General features: G+C 64.3%; 16 protein-coding genes and 1 pseudogene. 4 read left to right on the forward strand and 13 right to left on the reverse strand.

Annotated features, from left to right (window positions below):
- The 4 genes from RYH74_RS19365 to RYH74_RS19380 all read right to left on the reverse strand — a co-directional run.
- Positions 1-433 (reverse strand): toxin VasX (locus RYH74_RS19365; protein ID WP_317409938.1); only part of this gene is annotated, 433 nt, incomplete at its 3' end.
- Complete coding sequence (locus RYH74_RS19370) at positions 430-1389, reverse strand: hypothetical protein (RefSeq protein ID WP_317409939.1); 960 nt, start codon at positions 1387-1389, stop codon at positions 430-432. The genes RYH74_RS19370 and RYH74_RS19365, both read right to left, overlap by 4 nt.
- A 122-nt stretch (positions 1390-1511) precedes the next feature.
- Positions 1512-2417: a LysR family transcriptional regulator gene (locus RYH74_RS19375; RefSeq protein WP_317409940.1), complete on the reverse strand. Its 906-nt coding sequence runs from the start codon at positions 2415-2417 to the stop codon at positions 1512-1514.
- Positions 2418-2491: 74 nt separating this feature from the next.
- Positions 2492-5422, reverse strand: a complete 2931-nt coding sequence (locus tag RYH74_RS19380; RefSeq protein WP_286100225.1) for an aminotransferase — start codon at positions 5420-5422, stop codon at positions 2492-2494.
- Between the two features lie 181 nt (positions 5423-5603).
- Between RYH74_RS19380 and RYH74_RS19385 the strand changes: the two genes are divergently transcribed.
- The gene (locus tag RYH74_RS19385) at positions 5604-5798 is read left to right on the forward strand and encodes a hypothetical protein (protein WP_237140949.1); all 195 of its coding nucleotides are present in this window, start codon (positions 5604-5606) and stop codon (positions 5796-5798) included.
- Here RYH74_RS19385 and RYH74_RS26580 read toward each other — a convergent pair.
- From RYH74_RS26580 to gloB, 9 genes and pseudogenes are all read right to left on the reverse strand, one after another.
- Positions 5723-5971: pseudogene (locus tag RYH74_RS26580) on the reverse strand (ATP-binding protein); the annotation flags it as partial. The gene RYH74_RS19385 and the pseudogene RYH74_RS26580 sit on opposite strands and share 76 nt — an antisense overlap.
- A 190-nt stretch (positions 5972-6161) precedes the next feature.
- On the reverse strand, positions 6162-6392 hold the full coding sequence (locus RYH74_RS19390) for a hypothetical protein (protein WP_075045822.1): 231 nt from the start codon (positions 6390-6392) through the stop codon (positions 6162-6164).
- 104 nt (positions 6393-6496) lie between these two features.
- A complete protein-coding gene (locus tag RYH74_RS19395; RefSeq protein WP_038409989.1) occupies positions 6497-8107 on the reverse strand; it encodes an ABC transporter ATP-binding protein in 1611 nt (536 codons plus the stop codon).
- Position 8108: 1 nt separating this feature from the next.
- Positions 8109-9128 (reverse strand): ABC transporter permease, encoded by a 1020-nt coding sequence (locus RYH74_RS19400; RefSeq protein WP_013973404.1) that lies wholly within the window; start codon positions 9126-9128, stop codon positions 8109-8111.
- Position 9129: 1 nt separating this feature from the next.
- A complete protein-coding gene (locus tag RYH74_RS19405; protein ID WP_009686399.1) occupies positions 9130-10203 on the reverse strand; it encodes a microcin C ABC transporter permease YejB in 1074 nt (357 codons plus the stop codon).
- A 1-nt stretch (position 10204) separates the two neighbouring features.
- A complete protein-coding gene (locus RYH74_RS19410; RefSeq protein ID WP_317409941.1) occupies positions 10205-12040 on the reverse strand; it encodes an extracellular solute-binding protein in 1836 nt (611 codons plus the stop codon).
- On the reverse strand, positions 12037-13866 hold the full coding sequence (locus RYH74_RS19415; protein ID WP_212734927.1) for an extracellular solute-binding protein: 1830 nt from the start codon (positions 13864-13866) through the stop codon (positions 12037-12039). The genes RYH74_RS19410 and RYH74_RS19415 overlap by 4 nt, the downstream gene beginning before the upstream one ends.
- Before the next feature lie 279 nt (positions 13867-14145).
- The gene (locus RYH74_RS19420; protein WP_046615577.1) at positions 14146-15576 is read right to left on the reverse strand and encodes a lytic transglycosylase domain-containing protein; all 1431 of its coding nucleotides are present in this window, start codon (positions 15574-15576) and stop codon (positions 14146-14148) included.
- Between the two features lie 100 nt (positions 15577-15676).
- Positions 15677-16456: a hydroxyacylglutathione hydrolase gene (gene gloB / locus RYH74_RS19425; RefSeq protein ID WP_075045819.1), complete on the reverse strand. Its 780-nt coding sequence runs from the start codon at positions 16454-16456 to the stop codon at positions 15677-15679.
- An 85-nt stretch (positions 16457-16541) separates the two neighbouring features.
- Between gloB and RYH74_RS19430 the strand changes: the two genes are divergently transcribed.
- The 3 genes from RYH74_RS19430 to dnaQ are packed head-to-tail and all read left to right on the forward strand — an operon-like array spanning position 16542 to position 18585.
- Positions 16542-17315 (forward strand): class I SAM-dependent methyltransferase, encoded by a 774-nt coding sequence (locus tag RYH74_RS19430; protein WP_317409942.1) that lies wholly within the window; start codon positions 16542-16544, stop codon positions 17313-17315.
- 13 nt (positions 17316-17328) lie between these two features.
- Positions 17329-17775 carry a ribonuclease HI gene (gene rnhA, locus RYH74_RS19435; protein WP_317409943.1) on the forward strand — a complete coding sequence of 149 codons (447 nt, stop codon included), beginning with the start codon at positions 17329-17331 and terminating at the stop codon, positions 17773-17775.
- A 51-nt stretch (positions 17776-17826) separates the two neighbouring features.
- Positions 17827-18585, forward strand: a complete 759-nt coding sequence (gene dnaQ, locus RYH74_RS19440; RefSeq protein ID WP_085590408.1) for a DNA polymerase III subunit epsilon — start codon at positions 17827-17829, stop codon at positions 18583-18585.
- Positions 18586-18723 lie beyond the last annotated feature (138 nt).

Here is an 18723-nt window from a genome sequence, read left to right on the forward strand (position 1 = left end):
GGTCGTTGGCGAAGGCGATCCAGGCCTTGCGGTGGAGCAGGGTATCGATGTTGATGAACGAGGCGATCACATCGTGGCCTTCGGTGGCGCATACCTTGGGTAACGACCTGGGTGGCCCCAAGGGCATCTGCGACACCGGAAAGCGCTGCAAGGTACCTTCCGCCGCTACCTCGTAGGCCTGCCAGATTTCCTGGTCGAGCAGTACGTAGACATAACCCTGGCGCAGGAGGCGCAACTGGTCGGTGTGCATCGGGTGGAAGATGATTTCGCTATCGTCTGCCAGGCGATAGGGGCGCCCTGTATCCGGGCGCGGGGCGTAGGCCTCGCGCAGCAGCAGAATCGGCAGGCCGGAGCGTTCGCAGGCATTACAGGTGCCGTAGGTGTTGGGGATCTCTTCCTGCATGGCGATGTGGATGGCTTTGCTGATGCTCATGAGTAACTCCTTGCCTTCGGCAGGCCGGCGACGATGTGCGACCAGGTGCAGTCGTCGTAGCTGGCGAAGCGGTCCGCCAGGCGCTGCTCGCCGGCCGCTGCCTTTTCCACCTCGTGCTGGATGGTCGGGTGCTGAAGGAGCAGTGGGTGGATCATGAGCATGTGCAGGCTCATGCACTGGATATCGGCGCGGTCGCGCAGGCCCTGCTTGAACGCCTTGAGGATCAGGTTCATGGCATGGGTGGGGGCGTTTTCCGGCAAGCCTGAGGAACCTGCGAAGTGCCAGGGTGCATGGGGATGCTGCACGGCACTCAGGCGATGCCAGGCGCCGAGCAGTTGAATGATCTGTGGTGCGACATGCTGGGTCGCCCTTACGGCCTCGGGGACGGCCAGTTCGCCAACCATGGGTTCTCGCTCGAATACCTCGCAACTGCCACAACCATCGGGATGTAGCCAGCTGCGAACAGGCCCGAGGACTTCGCCTGCGTTTTTCAGAGTCGCGCGTAGCAGCGCCAGCCGCACGGGTTCGAACCAGGCGGTGATACCGTGCGGTTCTGGTTGGTGCAGCACCTGACACTGCTGGCTGATGTGCTGGGCGATGAGGTCGGCGGGTTGATCGCTGGTCAGCCAGCCACACACGTAGTGCCAGGTAGCTGCCGATTCACGAGCGGCGCAGGTCGCACTTAATGGGGCAAGGGCTGTGGGCGCATCGCCGGGTTTGGCGAGCCGCACCAGAGCTGGCCAGCACTCAGGATCCTGCACCAGCCCGCTGCAGTCGACGCGCGTTACGGCATCACTACCCAGCGCTTCGTTGAGGGCAGCTATGGCCAGCGGGTGTTCAGGCGGGCAGCCGGCGAATGGGTCCAGTAAAAGGTAGAGGGCCTCTTCTGGTTGGCGCTGCTGGTTGGCGAAGTGATCGACCGACTGCACGTAGCCCTGCGCGGACTGGCTCGACATGAGAAGTTCCTTTTCTTCTTGATGGCGAGCAGAAACCTAACGGGGAATCAATGCCGCAGGTAGTTATTGGCTTCCTAACCAGTTGTAGGATTTTTCGCTTTCGGACGAGGCAGTCGTATCACTCAGGACCTCGGGGATTCTGTTTCAAAGCATTGGCGCATCACGTCAAGGTAACGCCGGGCGCCCAGGCCCAGCGGGCGCGACTTGACCCAGATGATGTCCACCCACAAGCGCAACCGGCTGGCCATGTTGTCGAAGCGCACCTCCGCCAGCGCGCCCGAAGCAATCAATGGCTCGACCAACGGCTGCGGCAGGTAGGCCCAACCGAGCCCCGATTGCACCAGGTCGAGCGTGGCCAGGTAGCTGTCGGTCAGCCAGATGCGCCGCGACAGCACCATGCGCGGGTCAGACCCGGTGGCCTTGCCCGAAGCCACGATGATTTGCCGCTGTTCGGCGAAAGCCTCTTCCGGCAACGGCATGCCGTTGTTCTGCCCGGCTGGATGACGGGGGGAGGCGACGGCCACCAGCAATTGGCTGTCGGCCTCCAGGAATGACTCGCGCTCGTCTATGCCAGGCCGTTCGAAGACCAGTGCCAGTTGCACGCTGCCGTCATGCAGCAGGCGGATGGCTTCTGCCTGGGTGGCCGAGCGCACTTCGATTTCCAGGCTGGGAAATTCCTGGGCGAGGGTTTCCAGCGGCTGGCTCCAGCGGCCGGTCTGCAGTTCGGGGGCCATGGCGATGGTCAGGCGCTTTTCCAGGCCCTTGTGCAGTTGCAGGGCCTGGGCGTCGAGCAGGTTGAGCTGGCAGATTACCTGCCTGGCCTGAGGTTCCAGGGCCAGGGCGGCGCTGGTGGGCAAGGCTTTGCGCGTGGCCCGGTCGAACAGCACCAGGTCCAGTTCCGCCTCCAGTTGGGCGATGGCCATGCTCACGGCCGAAGGCACACGCCCCAGCTTGCGCGCGGCGGCAGAGAACGAGCCTGCCTCCAGCACCGCGAGGAAGATTGCCAGGGAGTCGCTGGTAAAGGCCATTGTCAGTAAACCTGATGACGAGGAAGCGTTGTGGCCGAAAAGTATGAACACTCCTCGGCCAGCTTCGCAATGCTTTACAGGTCTTCGGAGAGCACCCGATCAATGCTGTCGACAAAGTAGTCCACGCTCGCCCGGGTGGTGCACATCGGCGGCTTGATCTTGAGGATGTTCAGGTAATCACCGGTCGGCTGCATGAAGATGCCCAGGTCACGCAGGCGGTTGCACAGGGCCATGGTTTCCTCGGTTGCCGGTTCCAGCGTTGCGCGGTCGCGCACCAGTTCCAGCCCCAGGTAGAAGCCCGAACCATGTGCCGCGCCGGCCAGCGGATGCTTGTCCACCAGTGCCTGCAGGCGCGCCTTGAAATAGCGCCCGGTGTCGCGGGCGTTGTCCCACAGGCCTTCTTCCTGCATCACATCCAGCACCGCCATGCCGATGCGGCAACTGACCGGGCTGCCGCCGGCCGAGGAGAAGAAGTAGCCCTCGGCCTCCAGCGCTTCGGCGATCTCGCGGCGGGTGATGACCACGCCCAGTGGCTGGCCGTTGCCCATGCCCTTGGCCATGGTGATGATGTCGGGCACCACGCCCTGTTCCTCGAAGCCCCAGAAGTACTCGCCCAGGCGGCCATAGCCGACCTGCACTTCGTCGGCGATGCACACACCGCCCCGGGCGCGGACCTTGGCATAGGCCTCGCGCAGGTAACCGGCCGGCAACGAAATACCACCGGCATTGCCGTACACCGGCTCGCAGATGATGCCCGCCAACTGGCGGCCACGGGCGTCGAGATCGGCCAGCTTGGCGTCGACGTCGCGCAGGTAGTCGGTGGCGCTGTCGGCGCCACGGAAGCGGCCGCGGAAGGTGTTCGGCGCCTCGACCGGGTGCACCCAGTCCGGGCGGGTTTCCAGGGCCTGCGGGTTGTCGGCGATGGAAGTGGAAATGGCATCGGTGGCCACCGACCAGCCGTGGTAGGCCTCCAGCACGCTGAGCAGGTCGCGCCCGCCGCTGTAGGCCCAGGCCAGGCGAATCGCCAGGTCGTTGGCTTCGGTGCCGCTGTTGACCATGAACACCCGGTCGAAGCCTTCGGGTGCCAACTCCAGCAGGCGTTCGGAGAACTCGGTGATGGCCGCGTAGTGGAAGCGCGAGTTGGTGTTCAGCAGCGACCACTGCCGTGCCGACTCGGCGACCATGCGCGGGTGGCCGTGGCCCAGCACCGCGACGTTGTTGAGCATGTCCAGGTACGAGCGGCCCTGCATGTCGATCAGGTAGTTGCGCCAGCCGCGTTCGATGTGAGGCGGTTGCGCGTAGTAGTGCTTCTGCGAGCGGGCGAAGCTGGCATCGCGGCGGGCCAGCAGGGCCTGTGGGTCGGGCAGCGGCTCGGCATTGCAGTCGAAGCCCAGCAACGCAGCTGGTGACGGGCACAGGGCCAGCCAGGCGGCCGCCTGGGATGGGGTGGCGAAGAACGGCGGCTGAATGCCGCTATCCAGGCACAGCTGCACGCTGAGGAAGCCACAACTGCTGCCCAGCGACTGGCCTTTTTCCACGGCCTGGCCATCTGCAGGCGCATCTTCCAGGCCTTGCAGCCACAACGCCCAGTGCGCGCTGCGCAGGCAGCCACGGCCGTCGCCATGGCGCTGCCAGGTGCCGGCATCTGGTGCTTGCACCAGGCTGCCGTTGGGTACATGCAGCTCGACGCCCAGGGCACAGGTGGCGGGCTCTTCGGGGCGGTCGATATGGGTTTGCGACAGGCGATACTGCCCGTGCAGGCTGCAGGCCGGGGCTGGTTGCGTGGTCAGCAGGTGCTGGTCGAAGCCTGGTTGCTCCCAGTTGCCCGCCTCGCAATGCCCGCTGAGCACGCCCAGGTCGACGCGCGTCACTGCGTGCCCATCCAGTTCCGGGAGCAGGGGGGCGCAGCCGCTCAGGTCCGGCGTGGCAGGCTGCAGGCCCGCAGCCTGCAGGATGGCCGCTTCCATCAATGCGAAGGGTACGGCGGTGGCAGTGTCGAAGATTTCCCATTCATGGGCGATGTTGTCGCGGGTGTACTGGTTGCCAGGGTCGACGGCGAGCTGTTGCTCGCTGCTCAGCACCAGCACGGCGGCGCGGTTGAGCACCAGTGGCCACAGCGCCCGCAGTTCGGCTTCGCTCAGAGGGTTGAGCGCCTGGTAGGCACGCACGGCCGGCAGGATGCGCAGCGGGTCGCCCTCGGCGTGATGCAGCAGCGCCGCGCAGGTCACCGACAGGTCGGCGATGCGCCAAGTGCGTAACAGGTCGCCGAAATCGATCACCCCTTGCAACTGCCACTGGCGCTCGCTGTCGCGGGCCCAGACGGCGTTGTCGTCGGTGATGTCCAGGTGCACGGCCTGGCTTGGCAGCTGGTCGACCAGCGGCGCCAGGTGCTCGGCGGCCAGCTGGGTGGCCTGCTCGATGCGGGCGCGATGCTCGGCGTTGCCCAGCACGGGCAGCAGGTGCTGGATCAGTGCCTGGGCATGTTGCGGGTCCCATTGCAGGGTGCGCGTCAGGCCCGGGTGGTCGAAAGTGGCCAAGGCCTTGTCCAGCCGCGCGCAGAGCCCGCCGAGTTCGGCCATCAGGCGTGGTTCCATGTGCTTGAGGCGGGTCAGTGGCTGGCCGTCGATGTAGTCGAGCAGGCGCATGCGCAGCGGTTGCCCGTCTATTTCCAACGCCAGCAGCATCTGGCCATCGCTGGCCGGGCGCACGGCGGGCACTGGCAAGCCCTGTTCGCGCAGGTAGGCCAGGGCCGCGTGCTGGGCCTCGAGTTCCAGCTGGGCGTAGCTGCCGTGGCAGGCCTTGAGCACGAAACGGCCTTGTGGTGCGTCTACACGGAAGTTCAGGTCCTGTTGGCTGCCCAGTGCCGTCAGGTTGCCGGCAATGCCGTAGTGCGTTTGCAGCACGGCATGTGCCTGGGCTTCGCCGAGCGCAGGGCTGGGCAGGCCGGAGCGCTGGATCAGCGTGGTCAGGGCAGGGGAGGCGGGCTGGTGTTGTGGGCTGGACATGGGGCTCTACCGTTGCTGCTGGGGTTGACGGTGGAGAATTTATGCCCGATCTGGCTGATGATGGAAGACGATTGTTGTCAGAAAATTTGATGATGGCTTTCGAGCCGACCTGCCTGTACACCGTTACATTAAATTATTCGCTGCCAATAATTATTGGTATTCAATAATTTCCAATAAAGCCATGATCAACATCTTCCCGCGCCGTGGATTGGCTGCCGACATGGCCAGGCAGCTGTTGAAACCGTCCGCCCTGGATATCGGCCTGAAATCAGGGCTTTTTTTTACGGGCTGCGCAGGACCAGCAGCCGCCGAACGCAGCGTTGATGCGATTACCGGCAGCACCTCATCCGGCCCCATCCCAGACGCAGGTGAGTGAACCAACTGCCGAAGTGCACGAATGAACTACTCGGGCCTGCTGCCCAGCGTTTTGAATGCCTGTGCCGCGACATCCAGCGACGGCAAGTTGCCCGGGCCATCTTTTGCGAGCCGCTTGAGCAAGAATTCGACATAGTCCCTGTCCGGCACGCTTGTGGCACCGGCAAAAGCCTGTTTACAGGACAGGGACCAAGTCGTTCTTAAAAAAGAGGTTTTGCCCTCAAAATTATCGACTGCCCGGACGGGCCCTTTCGCGGGTGAACCCGCTCCCACAGGTACTGCATCTACCTCAAGGCCTGTGGAGATCCTGTGGGAGCGGGTTTACCCGCGAAGAGGCCAGCCCAGGCAACGCAACACTAAAGCCTCAGTGCAAAGTCCGAGGCTCAGCGGGCATCTGCACCTGAACCAGTGCCGACTCAAGCAAAGTCCGAAGCACCTCCAGCTCATGCATCGAGGTCATCATCAGGATCGAAGCCGGCGATTTGGGCTGCAGTAGCAAGGCCTGATGCACCACGGTGGCCGCGCATAGCGCGTAGTCGGTGGCCTGGATTAGGGTGTCTTCGAGGGAATGGGTTCGGGCCGCTTTGCGGCCCATCGCCGGCAAGCCAGCTCCCACAGGGATAGCGCATGGCTTGAAGCCGGCGCGGTCGGTGTGGGAGCTGGCTTGCCGGCGATGGGCTGCGCAGCAGCCCCCAAAAGCTAACTAGCCGCATCCACTTCCAAGAACGCCGCCTCCAGCAACTGCCGGGTATACGGATGCTGCGGCGCATGGAAGATCGCCTGCGCATCCCCTTGTTCCACCACATGCCCATGCTTGATCACCATCAACTGGTGGCTCAACGCCTTGACCACCGCCAGGTCATGGCTGATGAACAGGTAGGTCAGGTTGTATTTCTGCTGCAGATTGCGCAGCAACTCCACCACCTGCCGCTGCACCGTGCGGTCCAGCGCCGAGGTAGGTTCATCCAGCAGGATCAGCGCCGGCTTCAATACCAACGCCCGGGCAATGGCAATGCGCTGGCGCTGCCCACCGGAAAACTCATGCGGATAGCGATGCCGTGTGCGGGGGTCCAGCCCCACTTCCTCCAGGGCCGCAATAATCGCCGCTTCCTGTTCCTGCGCCGTGCCGATGCGGTGGATGCGCAACCCTTCGCCGACAATGTCCTCCACGCACATGCGCGGGCTCAGGCTGCCGAACGGGTCCTGGAACACCACCTGCATTTCCCGGCGCAACGGGCGCACGGCCTTCTGGTTCAGCCCTTCCAGATCCTGCCCATGAAAGCGAATGCCGCCCTGGCTGGAGATCAGCCGCAAGATCGCCAAACCCAAAGTCGACTTGCCCGACCCGGACTCGCCGACAATCCCCAGCGTCTGCCCTTGCGGCAAGCTGAAGTTGATCCCGTCCACCGCCTTCACATGGTCGACCGTGCGCCGCAGCAGGCCCTTCTTGATCGGGAACCACACCTTGAGGTCATCCACCTCCAGCAATGGCGCGCCCACCGGGTTGTGCGCCGGCAGCCCGCTGGGCTCGGCATTGATCAGCATCTGTGTGTAGTGGTGCTGCGGGGCGCTGAACAGCCTGGCGCATTCGGCCTGCTCGACAATCTGCCCGTGCTGCATCACGCACACACGGTGGGCGATGCGCCGCACCAGGTTCAGGTCATGGCTGATCAGCAGCAGGGCCATGCCCAGACGCGCCTGCAGTTCCTTGAGCAGTTCGAGAATCTTCAACTGCACGGTCACGTCCAGCGCCGTGGTCGGCTCGTCCGCAATCAGCAGTTCCGGCTCGTTGGCCAGGGCCATGGCGATCATCACCCGCTGGCGCTGCCCGCCCGACAGCTCATGGGGCAGGGCCTTCAGGCGCTTGCGTGGCTCGGGAATGCCGACCATCTCCAGCAGTTCCAGGGTGCGAGCGGTTGCTTCCTTGCCGGTCAGGCCCTTGTGCAGCAGGAGGATTTCGTTGATCTGCTTCTCGATGCAGTGCAACGGGTTCAGCGAGGTCATCGGCTCCTGGAAGATCATTGCAATGCGGTTGCCGCGAATGCGCTGCATGGTCTTCTCGTTCTGCTGCAGCAGGTCCTTGCCCTCGTAGCGGATGCTGCCGCTGGGGTGGCGGGCCAGGGGGTAGGGCAGCAGGCGCAGGAGCGAGTGCGCGGTAACCGATTTGCCCGAGCCACTCTCGCCCACCAGTGCCAGCGTCTCACCCTTGCGGATGTCGAAGCTGATGCCGTTCACAACGCGGTGGGCCTGGTCCCCGGTGACGAACTCCACCGCCAGGTCGCGCACTTCGATCAGGTTCTGTTCACTCATGTCACTTCCTCGGGTCGAAGGCATCGCGGGCGGATTCGCCGATGAACACCAGCAGGCTCAGCATCAGCGCCAGCACGGCGAAGGCGCTGATGCCCAGCCATGGGGCCTGCAGGTTGGACTTGCCCTGGGCCACCAGTTCGCCCAGCGATGGTGCGCCCGGCGGCAGGCCGAAGCCGAGGAAGTCCAGGGCGGTGAGGGTGCCGATGGCGCCGGTGAGAATGAACGGCATGAAGGTCATGGTCGAGATCATGGCGTTGGGCAGGATGTGCCGGTACATGATCGCGCCGTTGCGCATCCCCAACGCGCGGGCTGCGCGCACGTATTCCAGGTTGCGCCCGCGCAGGAACTCGGCGCGCACCACGTCCACCAGGCTCATCCACGAGAACAGCAGCATGATGCCCAGCAACCACCAGAAGTTGGGCTGCACGAAGCTGGCGAGGATGATCAGCAGGTACAGCACCGGCAAGCCCGACCAGACTTCCAGGAAGCGTTGCCCGGCCAGGTCGACCCAGCCGCCATAGAAGCCCTGCAAGGCGCCGGCGATCACACCGACGATGGAACTGAGCAGGGTCAGCGTCAGGGCGAACAGCACCGAAATGCGGAAGCCGTAGATCACCCGCGCCAGCACGTCGCGGCCCTGGTCGTCGGTGCCCAGCCAGTTGTCCGCCGACGGTGGGGCCGGGGCGGGTACGCGCAGGTCGTAGTTGATGCTTTGGTAGCTGAACGGGATCGGTGCCCACAGCACGAAGCTGTCTTTCTTCTCCAGCAGTTCGCGGATGTACGGGCTCTTGTAGTTCGCTTCCAGCGGGAATTCGCCGCCAAAGGTGGTTTCCGGGTAGCGCTTGAACGCCGGGAAGTACCATTCGCCGTCGTAGCGCACGGCAATCGGCTTGTCGTTGGCGATCAGCTCGGCGCCCAGGCTCAGGCCGAACAGGATCAGGAACAGCCACAGCGACCACCAGCCACGGCGGTTGGCCTTGAAGCGCTCGAAGCGCCGGCGGTTGAGGGGGGACAAGGCCATGTCAGTGCTCCCGGCTGGCGAAGTCGATGCGTGGATCGACCAGGGTGTAGGTCAGGTCGCCGATCAGTTTCACCACCAGCCCCAGCAGGGTGAAGATGAACAGGGTGCCGAAGACCACCGGGTAGTCACGGTTGATGGCTGCCTCGAAACTCATCAGGCCGAGGCCGTCGAGGCTGAAGATCACCTCGATCAGCAAGGAACCGGTGAAGAAGATGCCGATGAACGCCGAAGGGAAACCGGCAATCACCAGCAGCATGGCGTTGCGGAACACATGGCCGTACAGCACCCGTGGCCGGCTCAGGCCCTTGGCCTTGGCGGTGACCACGTATTGCTTGTTGATCTCGTCGAGGAAGCTGTTCTTGGTCAGCAAGGTCATGGTGGCAAAGTTGCCGATGACCAGCGCGGTGATCGGCAGCACCAGGTGCCAGAAGTAGTCCAGCACCTTGCCGGTGGTGCTCAGCTCGTCGAAGTTGTTGGAGGTGAGGCCGCGCAGCGGGAACCAGTCGAAGTAGCTGCCGCCGGCGAACAGCACGATCAGCAGGATGGCGAACAGGAACGCCGGGATGGCGTAGCCGACGATGATCGCCGAACTGGTCCACACGTCGAAATGGCTGCCGTGGCGCACGGCCTTGGCAATGCCCAGCGGGATCGACACCAGGTACATGATCAGCGTGCTCCACAGCCCCAGCGAAATCGACACAGGCATCTTCTCGATGATCAGGTCGATGACCTTGGCATCGCGGAAGAAGCTGTCGCCGAAGTCCAGCCGGGCGTAGTTCTTGATCATGATCCACAGGCGCTCGGGCGGCGACTTGTCGAAGCCGTACATGCGTTCGATCTCGGCGATCAGTGCCGGGTCCAGGCCTTGGGCGCCACGGTAGTTGGAGCCGGCCACGGACACTTCGGCACCGCCACCGGCAATGCGGCTGGTGGCGCCTTCGAAACCTTCGAGCTTGGCGATCATCTGCTCGACCGGGCCGCCGGGGGCGGCCTGGACGATGATGAAGTTGATGATCAGGATGCCGAACAGGGTCGGGATGATCAGCAGCAGGCGGCGCAGGATGTAGGCCAGCATGTTATTCGGCCTCGTCCGCAGTGGTTTCGCTGACGGCCGGGGTTACGCCGGGCTTGATCCACCAGGTGTCGATGCCGATGTCGTACTTGGGCGAGACGTCCGGGTGGCCGATGTGGTTCCAGTAGGCCACGCGCCAGGTCTTGATGTGCCAGTTTGGGATCACGTAGTAGCCCCACAGCAGTACGCGGTCGAGGGCCCGGCAGTGGTCGATCAGGCTCTGCCGCGAATCGGCATTGATCAGCTGTTCCACCAGCTGGTCGATGGCCGGGTCGCGCAGGCCGATGAAGTTGCGGCTGCCGGGGTTGTCGGCGGCGGCACTGGACCAGAACTCGCGCTGCTCGTTGCCCGGCGAGTTGGACTGCGGGTAGCCACCGACGATCATGTCGTAGTCGCGCGAGCGCAGGCGGGTGATGTACTGGGACACGTCGACCCGGCGGATATTCAGGTCGATGCCAAGGTCGGCGAGGTTGCGCTTGAACGGCAGCAGGATGCGTTCGAACTCGGTCTGTGCCAGCAGGAACTCGATGCTCACCGGCTTGCCCTGGGCGTCGACCATCTTGTCGTCGACGATTTTCCAGCCGGCTTCCTGCAGCAGCTTGTAGGCCTGGCGCTGCTGTTCGCGGATCATGCCGCTGCCGTCACTGACCGGGTTGCGGAAGGCTTCGCTGAATACCTGCTCGGGGACCTTGCCGCGCAGCGGTTCGAGGATTTTCAGCTCGCTGGGGCCGGGCAGGCCGCGGGCGGCCATTTCCGAATTGTCGAAGTAGCTGCCGGTACGGGTGTAGGCGCCGTTGAACAGCTGCTTGTTGGTCCACTCGTAGTCCAGCAGCAGGCTCAGCGCCTGGCGCACGCGCACGTCCTGGAACACCGGGCGGCGGATGTTGAAGATGAAGCCCTGCATGCCCGTGGGGTTGCCGTTGGGCAACTCTTCCTTGATCAGGCGGCCATCGCGCACGGCGGGTACGTTGTAGGCGGTGGCCCAGTTCTTCGCGCTGACTTCCAGCGCATAGTCGAACGCCCCGGCCTTGAGTGCTTCCAGGGCGACGGTGGTGTCGCGGTAGGAGTCGAAGGTCATGACGTCGAAGTTGTAGAAGCCACGGTTGATCGGCAGGTCCTTGGCCCAGTAGTCCTTGACTCGCTCGTAGCGCACCGAGCGCCCGGCCTTGACCTCGGCGACCTTGTACGGGCCGCTGCCCAGCGGGATTTCCAGGTTGCCGCGGTTGAAATCGCGGCTTTCGTACCAGTGCTTGGGCAGTACCGGCAGTTGGCCGAGAATCAGCGGCAGCTCGCGGTTGTTCTTGTGCTTGAAGGTGAACAGCACCGTCAGCGGGTCTTCGGCGACCACTTCGGCGACGTCGGCGTAGTACTGGCGGTACAGCGGCGCGCCGTCCTTGATCAGGGCATTGAAGGTGAACACCACGTCGTCGGCGCGCATCGGGTGGCCGTCGTGGAAGCGTGCCTCGGGGCGCAGGTAGAAGCGCACCCAGCTGTTGTCCGGGGCCTTTTCGATCTTGCCGGCCACCAGGCCGTACTCGGTGAACGGCTCGTCCTGGCTCTGGCGCATCAGGGTGTCGTAGATGCTGCCGATGTTCTCGGCCGGCACGCCCTTGTTGATGAACGGGTTGAGGCTGTCGAAGCCGCCGAAGCTGGACTGGCGGAAGGTGCCACCCTTGGGTGCGTCAGGGTTGACGTAGGCGAAGTGCTTGAAGTCGGCGGGGTACTTGGGTGGCTCGTCGTACAGGGTGAGCGCATGTTGCGGTGCGGCCAGGGCGGGAAGGCTCAGGCAGGCAAGCAACAGGCTGCCGGCCAGCCGGCGCAGTCGGTGCGTTGGCGTCATTGGGCTTTCTCCGAAGTCTTGATCCACCAGCTGTTCAGCCCAAGGGTGTAGGGCGGCGTGGTGACGAAGGCGAACCGGTTGCGGTAGGCCAGGCGATGATTGTCGAGGTACCAGTTGGGGATCATGTAGTACTGCCATGAGAGCACGCGGTCCAGTGCGCGGGCGGCGGCGACCTGGTCATCGCGGGTACGGGCGGCGAGCAGGGTGTCGAGCAGATGGTCGACCACCGGGTCCTTGACCCCAGCATAGTTCTTGCTGCCCTTGGTCGTGGCCTGGCTGGAGTGGAAGTACAGCCACTGTTCGAGGCCGGGGCTCAGCGTCTGGTTCAGGGTCATCAGGATCATGTCGAAATCGAACTGGTCCAGGCGTTGTTTGTACTGGGCGCGGTCCACGGTACGCAAGCGCGCATCGATGCCGATGCTGGCCAGGTTTTCGACATACGGTTGCAGGATGCGTTCAAGGTTGGGGTTTACCAGCAGCAGCTCCATGCGCAGTTGCTGGCCCTTGCTGTCGACCAGGCGCTGGCCGTTCAGCTTCCAGCCGGCCTCGGCGAGCAGGCCGAGGGCCTGGCGCAAGGTCTGGCGGCTGATGCCACGGCCATCGGTCTGGCTGACCTTGTAGGGTTCGCTGAACAAGGCGGCCGGCAACTGGTCACGGAACGGCGCCAGCAGCAGCCATTCCTTGCCGGTAGGCAGGCCGGTGGCGGCGAACTCGCTGTTGGGGTAGTAGCTGGTCGAGCGGCGGTAGGCGCCGCTGAACAGCGCGCGGTTGGTCCACTCGAAGTCGAGCATCAGCCCCAGCGCCTGGCGTACCCGTGGGTCGCTGAAGGTGGCCCGGCGGCTGTTCATGAACAGGCCCTGGGTTTGCGTGGGGATGCGGTGCGGGATCTGCGCCTTGATCACCTCGCCCCGGCGCACGGCCGGGAAGTTGTAGCCGTTGGCCCAGTTCTTCGCCTGGTGCTCGATATAGATGTCGAACTCGCCGGCCTTGAACGCTTCGAAGGCGACCGTGGCGTCGCGGTAGAACTCGTATTCCACGCGGTTGAAGTTGTATTTGCCACGGTTTACCGCCAGGTCCTTGCCCCAGTAGTTCTTCACCCGTTCGAACACCAGCCTGCGCCCAGGCTGGACCTGGGTGATGCGGTAGGGGCCGCTGCCCAGCGGGGGCTCGAAGGTGGTGGCCTTGAAGTCGCGCTTTTGCCAGTAGTGCTTGGGCAGCACCGGCATTTCGCCCAGGCGCAGGATCAGCAGCGGGTTGCCGGCGCGCTTGAACACGAAGCGGATGCGCAGCGGGCCGAGGATGTCCACCCGCTGCACTTCCTGCAGGTTGGTGCGGTAGATCGGGTGGCCATCCTTGAGCAGCGTGCGGTAGGAGAAAGCCACGTCTGCCGAGGTGATCGGCTTGCCGTCATGCCAGTGGGCTTCCGGGCGCAGGTTGAACACCACCCAGCTACGGTCCTCGCTGTACTCCACCGAGCGGGCGATCAGGCCGTAGCTGGAGGTCGGCTCGTCGCCGGACGGGTCGTACTGGCCGGTGCCGACCATCAGCGGCTCGTTCAGCTCGCTGATGCCGTATTGCTGGAAATTGGGCGTGGTAATCGGGCTCGACCCCTTGAAGGTGTAGGGGTTGAGGGTGTCGAAGGTACCGAAAGCCATGGCCCGCAAGGTGCCGCCCTTGGGCGCTTGCGGGTTGACCCAGTCGAAATGGGTGAATGTGGCTGGGTACTTGAGCGTGCCGAACTGCGCGTATCCGTGGCTTTCGCTCACCATCGCGGCTGCGGGAAAGCTCAAGGCCAGGCTGAGTGACAGCAGGAGGGGACGTATCAAGTCGGCATCCGATCCAGAGGCGTTGGGCTTTGATCGGGGTACAGTAACAGCTTGGTGGGGTTGGAAAAAGAGAGGTTTTGAAGGTGGGGCGAGTGGTTCAGCCAGTTGCCGGTCGCTGCGGGTGACGCGGTACCTGTGGGAGCGGCCTTGCGTCGCGAAAGGGCTGCATGGCAGCCCCGGCAGTTTACGCGGCGAAGCTGAAATCCTGGGGCCGCTTCGCGCCCCTTTCGCGACACAAGGCCGCTCCCACAGGGCCGCGCAAAGGCCCCGGGCTTCGTATCAATGCGAGAGGTAAACGGTGAGGGTCTGGCCTGGCTTCAGGGCATGGCCGCTGCGCGGGTTCCAGCGTTTGAGGTGCTTCATTTCCACGTTGAAGCGCTTGGCCACCAGGTACAGCGAATCGCCCTTGCGTACCTTGTACTGCGTGGAGCGCTGCCCGGAGGCGGCTACCCGATTGCCAGCAGCGCTTGGCGCGCTGCCACCGCGCAGGGCCAGGACCTGGCCAGCGCGCACGCTGTTGCCGGAGAGGCGGTTCCAGCGCTTGATGTCCTTGACCGAAACGCGGTTGGCCTTGGCGATGGCGCCCAGGTTGTCGCCGCGCTTGACCCGGTAGCTGCGCGCCGCCACCGGGGCCTTGGCTTCGGCCACGGCGCGGGCGAACACCGCCTTGTTCGGCTGCAGGCTGACCAGTTGCTCGGGCTTGAGGTTGGACAGGCTGTCGCTCAGCAGCTGCGCCTTGGCGGTGGGTACCAGCAGCTGCTGCGGGCCATCCACGGTCATGCGCTTCTTGAATGCCGGGTTGAGCTGGATCAGCTCGTCTTCGTCGATGTTGGCGAAGGCCGCTACCCGCGACAGGTCGAGGCGGTCGTTGATGGCCACCGCCTCGAAGTAGGGTTCGTTGGCGATCGGGTTCAGGTTCACGCCATAGGCTTCCGGCGTGAGTACCACCTGCGACAGGGCCAGCAGCTTGGGCACGTAGTCGCGGGTTTCCTGCGGCAGCGGCAGGTTCCAGTAGTCGGTGGGCAGGCCGAGCCGTTCGTTGCGCTCGATGGCGCGGCTGACCGTGCCTTCGCCGGCGTTGTAGGCAGCCAGGGCCAGCAGCCAGTCGCCGTTGAACATGTCGTGCAGGCGGCTGAGGTAGTCGAGCGCGGCGTTGGTCGAGGCGGTCACGTCGCGACGGCCATCGTAGAAGTTGGTCTGGCGCAGGTTGAAGTGGCGGCCGGTGGACGGAATGAACTGCCACATGCCCGCGGCATGGGCGCGCGAGTAGGCCATCGGGTTGTAGGCGCTCTCGATGGCTGGCAGCAGGGCCAGCTCCAGTGGCATGTCACGTTCTTCGAGGCGCTCGACGATGTAGTGCAGGTAGAGGCTGCCACGCTCGCCGGCGCTTTCGATGAAGCTTGGGTTGCTGGCGAACCACAGGCGCTGCTGCTCGATGCGCGGGTTGACGTCGATGTTGTCCTGCAGGGCAAAGCCCTGGCGCATGCGTTCCCACACGTCCTGTGGTGCCTGCTCGGCCGGCTTGACCAGCAGTGGTGAAGGCTTGTGCTTGATCCGCGCCTGGTAGTTGTGCGCGCGAACGCTATCGGATTCGTCGAGCTGACGGGTGCTCTGGCAGCCCACCAAAGTGGCGGCCAGGGCCAGCGCACTGATTTGGGCCAGGCGCGTCAGGGCGACGGAATGAGAGGTTCTGCGGCTACGGGAAGACATCGGCTGACACAGGTTTCCGGGCGAAAAATTTCGGCGATTCTAGAAACCGCTCCGGGCCTGGTCAACCTTTGACCATCGCTTGCGATATATCTTGAGGTTATCAGAAGGCGTCCTTCCAAGACCTCAAGGCAGCAAAAACAGCGACATGCGAGGGGTTTGAATGTCCCTTCCATTCGTCTGCTTTTTGTTTAACTAATGTTTCAGAGGTGCGCAGGAAGGGGTTGGTCAGGCGCTCCAGACCGATCGTTGATGGCAATGTGATGCGATTGTCGGCACGCAAACGGGTAACGTCCTCGAACCGCTGCTGAACGTGCGGGTTGTCGGGTTCCACCGCCTTGGCGAAACGCAGGTTGCTCAGGGTGTATTCGTGGGCGCAGTACACCTCGGTCTGCTCTGGCAGGGCTGCCAGGCGGGCGAGGGCTGGCTGCATCTGTTCGGGGGTGCCTTCGAACATGCGCCCGCAACCGGCGGCGAACAGCGTGTCGCCACTGAACAGCACCGGCGTTGCCGGCTGGTCGCTGAACAAGGCGATATGCCCCAGGGTATGGCCGGGCACGGCCAGCACCTGGAAGGTCACGCCAAGCACCGTCACCTGGTCACCTTCGTCCAGCGCCAGGTCACGGCAGGGAATGCGCTCGTGGGCCGGGCCGCAGACCCGCGCGCCGGTCAGTTGCTTGAGCCGTTCCACGCCGCCGACGTGGTCGTTGTGGTGGTGGGTGACCAGGATGTCGCTCAGTACCCAGCCGGGGTTGGCCGACAGCCAGCGTTCCACTGGGCCGGCGTCACCCGGATCGACCACCGCGCAGCGGCGTTTGGCAGTATCCTGTAACAACCAGATGTAGTTGTCGGAGAAAGCGGGGAGAGCATCGATCTGTATCATGGTGCGGATCCGATTCGCCTAGCGTGGCACATGAAGGCATCTTATCCGCGATGGCGCGGTGCGAGAACCTTCGAGGGAGAGCGCAATGACCGACCAAGCCTTTGCCCAGGCCGACCCGGACTGGGTCAAGCTGATCAGCCTGGCCCGTGAGTGGTTCAACGGCCCACTCGGCCAACTGATGCTCAAGGAGGAGGAAAAACTGCTGGAAGAAGAGCTCGGGCGCTTCTTCGGGGGTTACCTTGTGCACTACGGGCCCTGCTCCGAGCCACCGCCCAGCGCGCCCCAGGTGCAGCGCAACGTGCGCCTCGGTGCCCCGCTGCCGGGGGTGGAGATTGTCTGCGAAGAGCAGGCCTGGCCGCTGAGCGAGCACGCCGCCGACGTGGTGGTGCTGCAGCATGGCCTGGATTTCTGCCTTTCGCCCCACGGCCTGCTGCGCGAGGCGGCCAGCGCGGTGCGCCCGGGCGGGCACCTGCTGATCGTCGGGATCAACCCCTGGAGCAGCTGGGGCATGCGCCATTTCTTCAGCCACGGCGCCTTGCGCAAGGCCCGTTGCATCTCGCCGTCACGGGTGGGCGACTGGCTCAACCTGCTGGGCTTCGCGCTGGAGAAACGCCGCTTCGGGTGCTATCGTCCGCCGCTTGCCTCACCGGCCTGGCAGCAGCGCCTGGCGGGCTGGGAACGGGTGGCCGGCGGCTGGCAGGGCTCCGGTGGCGGGGTGTACCTGCTGGTAGCGCGCAAGATGGTGGTGGGTCTGCGGCCGTTGCGCCAGGAGCGTCGCGAGCCGATGGGCAAGCTGCTGCCGCTGCCACTGGCCAAGGTCAACCGCGCGGCAGCCAACCCGGATACTGAAAAGCACTGAACATGAGTGGTACATGAGCGAAAACGTCGAGATGTTTACCGATGGTGCCTGCAAGGGCAACCCTGGCCCTGGCGGCTGGGGCGTCCTTATGATCTACAAGGGCGTCGAGAAGGAACTGTGGGGCGGCGAACGCGAAACCACCAACAACCGCATGGAACTGATGGCCGCGATCCAGGGCTTGATGGCGCTGAAGCGCGAATGCGAAGTGGTGCTGACCACCGACTCGCAGTACGTGATGAAGGGCATCAACGAATGGATGACCAACTGGAAGAAGCGCGGCTGGAAAACCGCGGCCAAGGAGCCGGTGAAGAACGCCGACCTGTGGCAGCAGCTGGATGAGCAGGTCAACCGCCACAAGGTGACCTGGAAGTGGGTACGCGGGCATATCGGCCACCCCGGCAACGAACGCGCCGACCAGTTGGCCAACCGTGGGGTCGATGAGGTGCGCGCCAAGCGTTGAGCTGGGGTACAATTCCGGCCTTTGTAACTGATGCAAGTTGGAGCGCCCCGCGTGGAGCAGCAGCAAGATAAACGGTTCGTCATTCTCGATACCGAAACCACGGGTATGCCGGTCAGCGAAGGCCACCGGATCATCGAGATCGGCTGTGTCGAGGTCATCGGCCGGCGCCTGACCGGGCGGCACTTCCACGTCTACCTGCAGCCGGACCGCGAGAGTGACGAGGGCGCCATCAACGTCCACGGCATCACCGATGCCTTCCTGGTCGGCAAGCCACGCTTTGGCGATGTTGCCGAGGAGTTCTTCGAGTTCATCCAGGGCGCCACGCTGGTCATCCACAACGCGGCGTTCGACGTTGGCTTCATCAACAACGAATTTGCCTTGCTGGGCCAGCAGGACCGCGCGGACATTTCGCAGCACTGCACCATCCTCGACACCCTGCTGCTGGCGCGCTCGCGCCACCCGGGGCAGCGCAACAGCCTGGATGCGCTGTGTAAACGCTACGACATCGACAACTCGGGCCGTGAGCTGCACGGCGCATTGCTCGACTCGGAACTGCTGGCTGACGTCTACCTGGCAATGACCGGTGGCCAGACCAGCCTGTCGCTGGCCGGGCATGGTGCAGAGGCCGGGGATGAAGGGGCGGGTGCTGGTGGCAGCGAGATTCGCCGTATTACCGGGCGGGCGCCCGGGCGGGTGATCATGGCCAGTGCCGAGGAGCTGGAGGCGCATGCCGAGCGCCTGGCGGCCATTGCCAAGTCGGCGGGTGGGCCATCCATGTGGCAGGCTCTGACCGAGACACCTGCTGGCTGATTTTTCGCCTGCTCCGGCCCTTTCGCGGGTGAACCCGCTCCCACAGGAAATCGACTGGCCTTGAATGCAATGCGGTCCCTGTGGGAGCGGGTTCACCCGCGAAGAGGCCTGCACAGGCAATACAAGGCTCAACTACCC

Source organism: Pseudomonas sp. LSJ-87 (assembly GCF_032971465.1).
Lineage (GTDB): Bacteria > Pseudomonadota > Gammaproteobacteria > Pseudomonadales > Pseudomonadaceae > Aquipseudomonas > Aquipseudomonas putida_Z.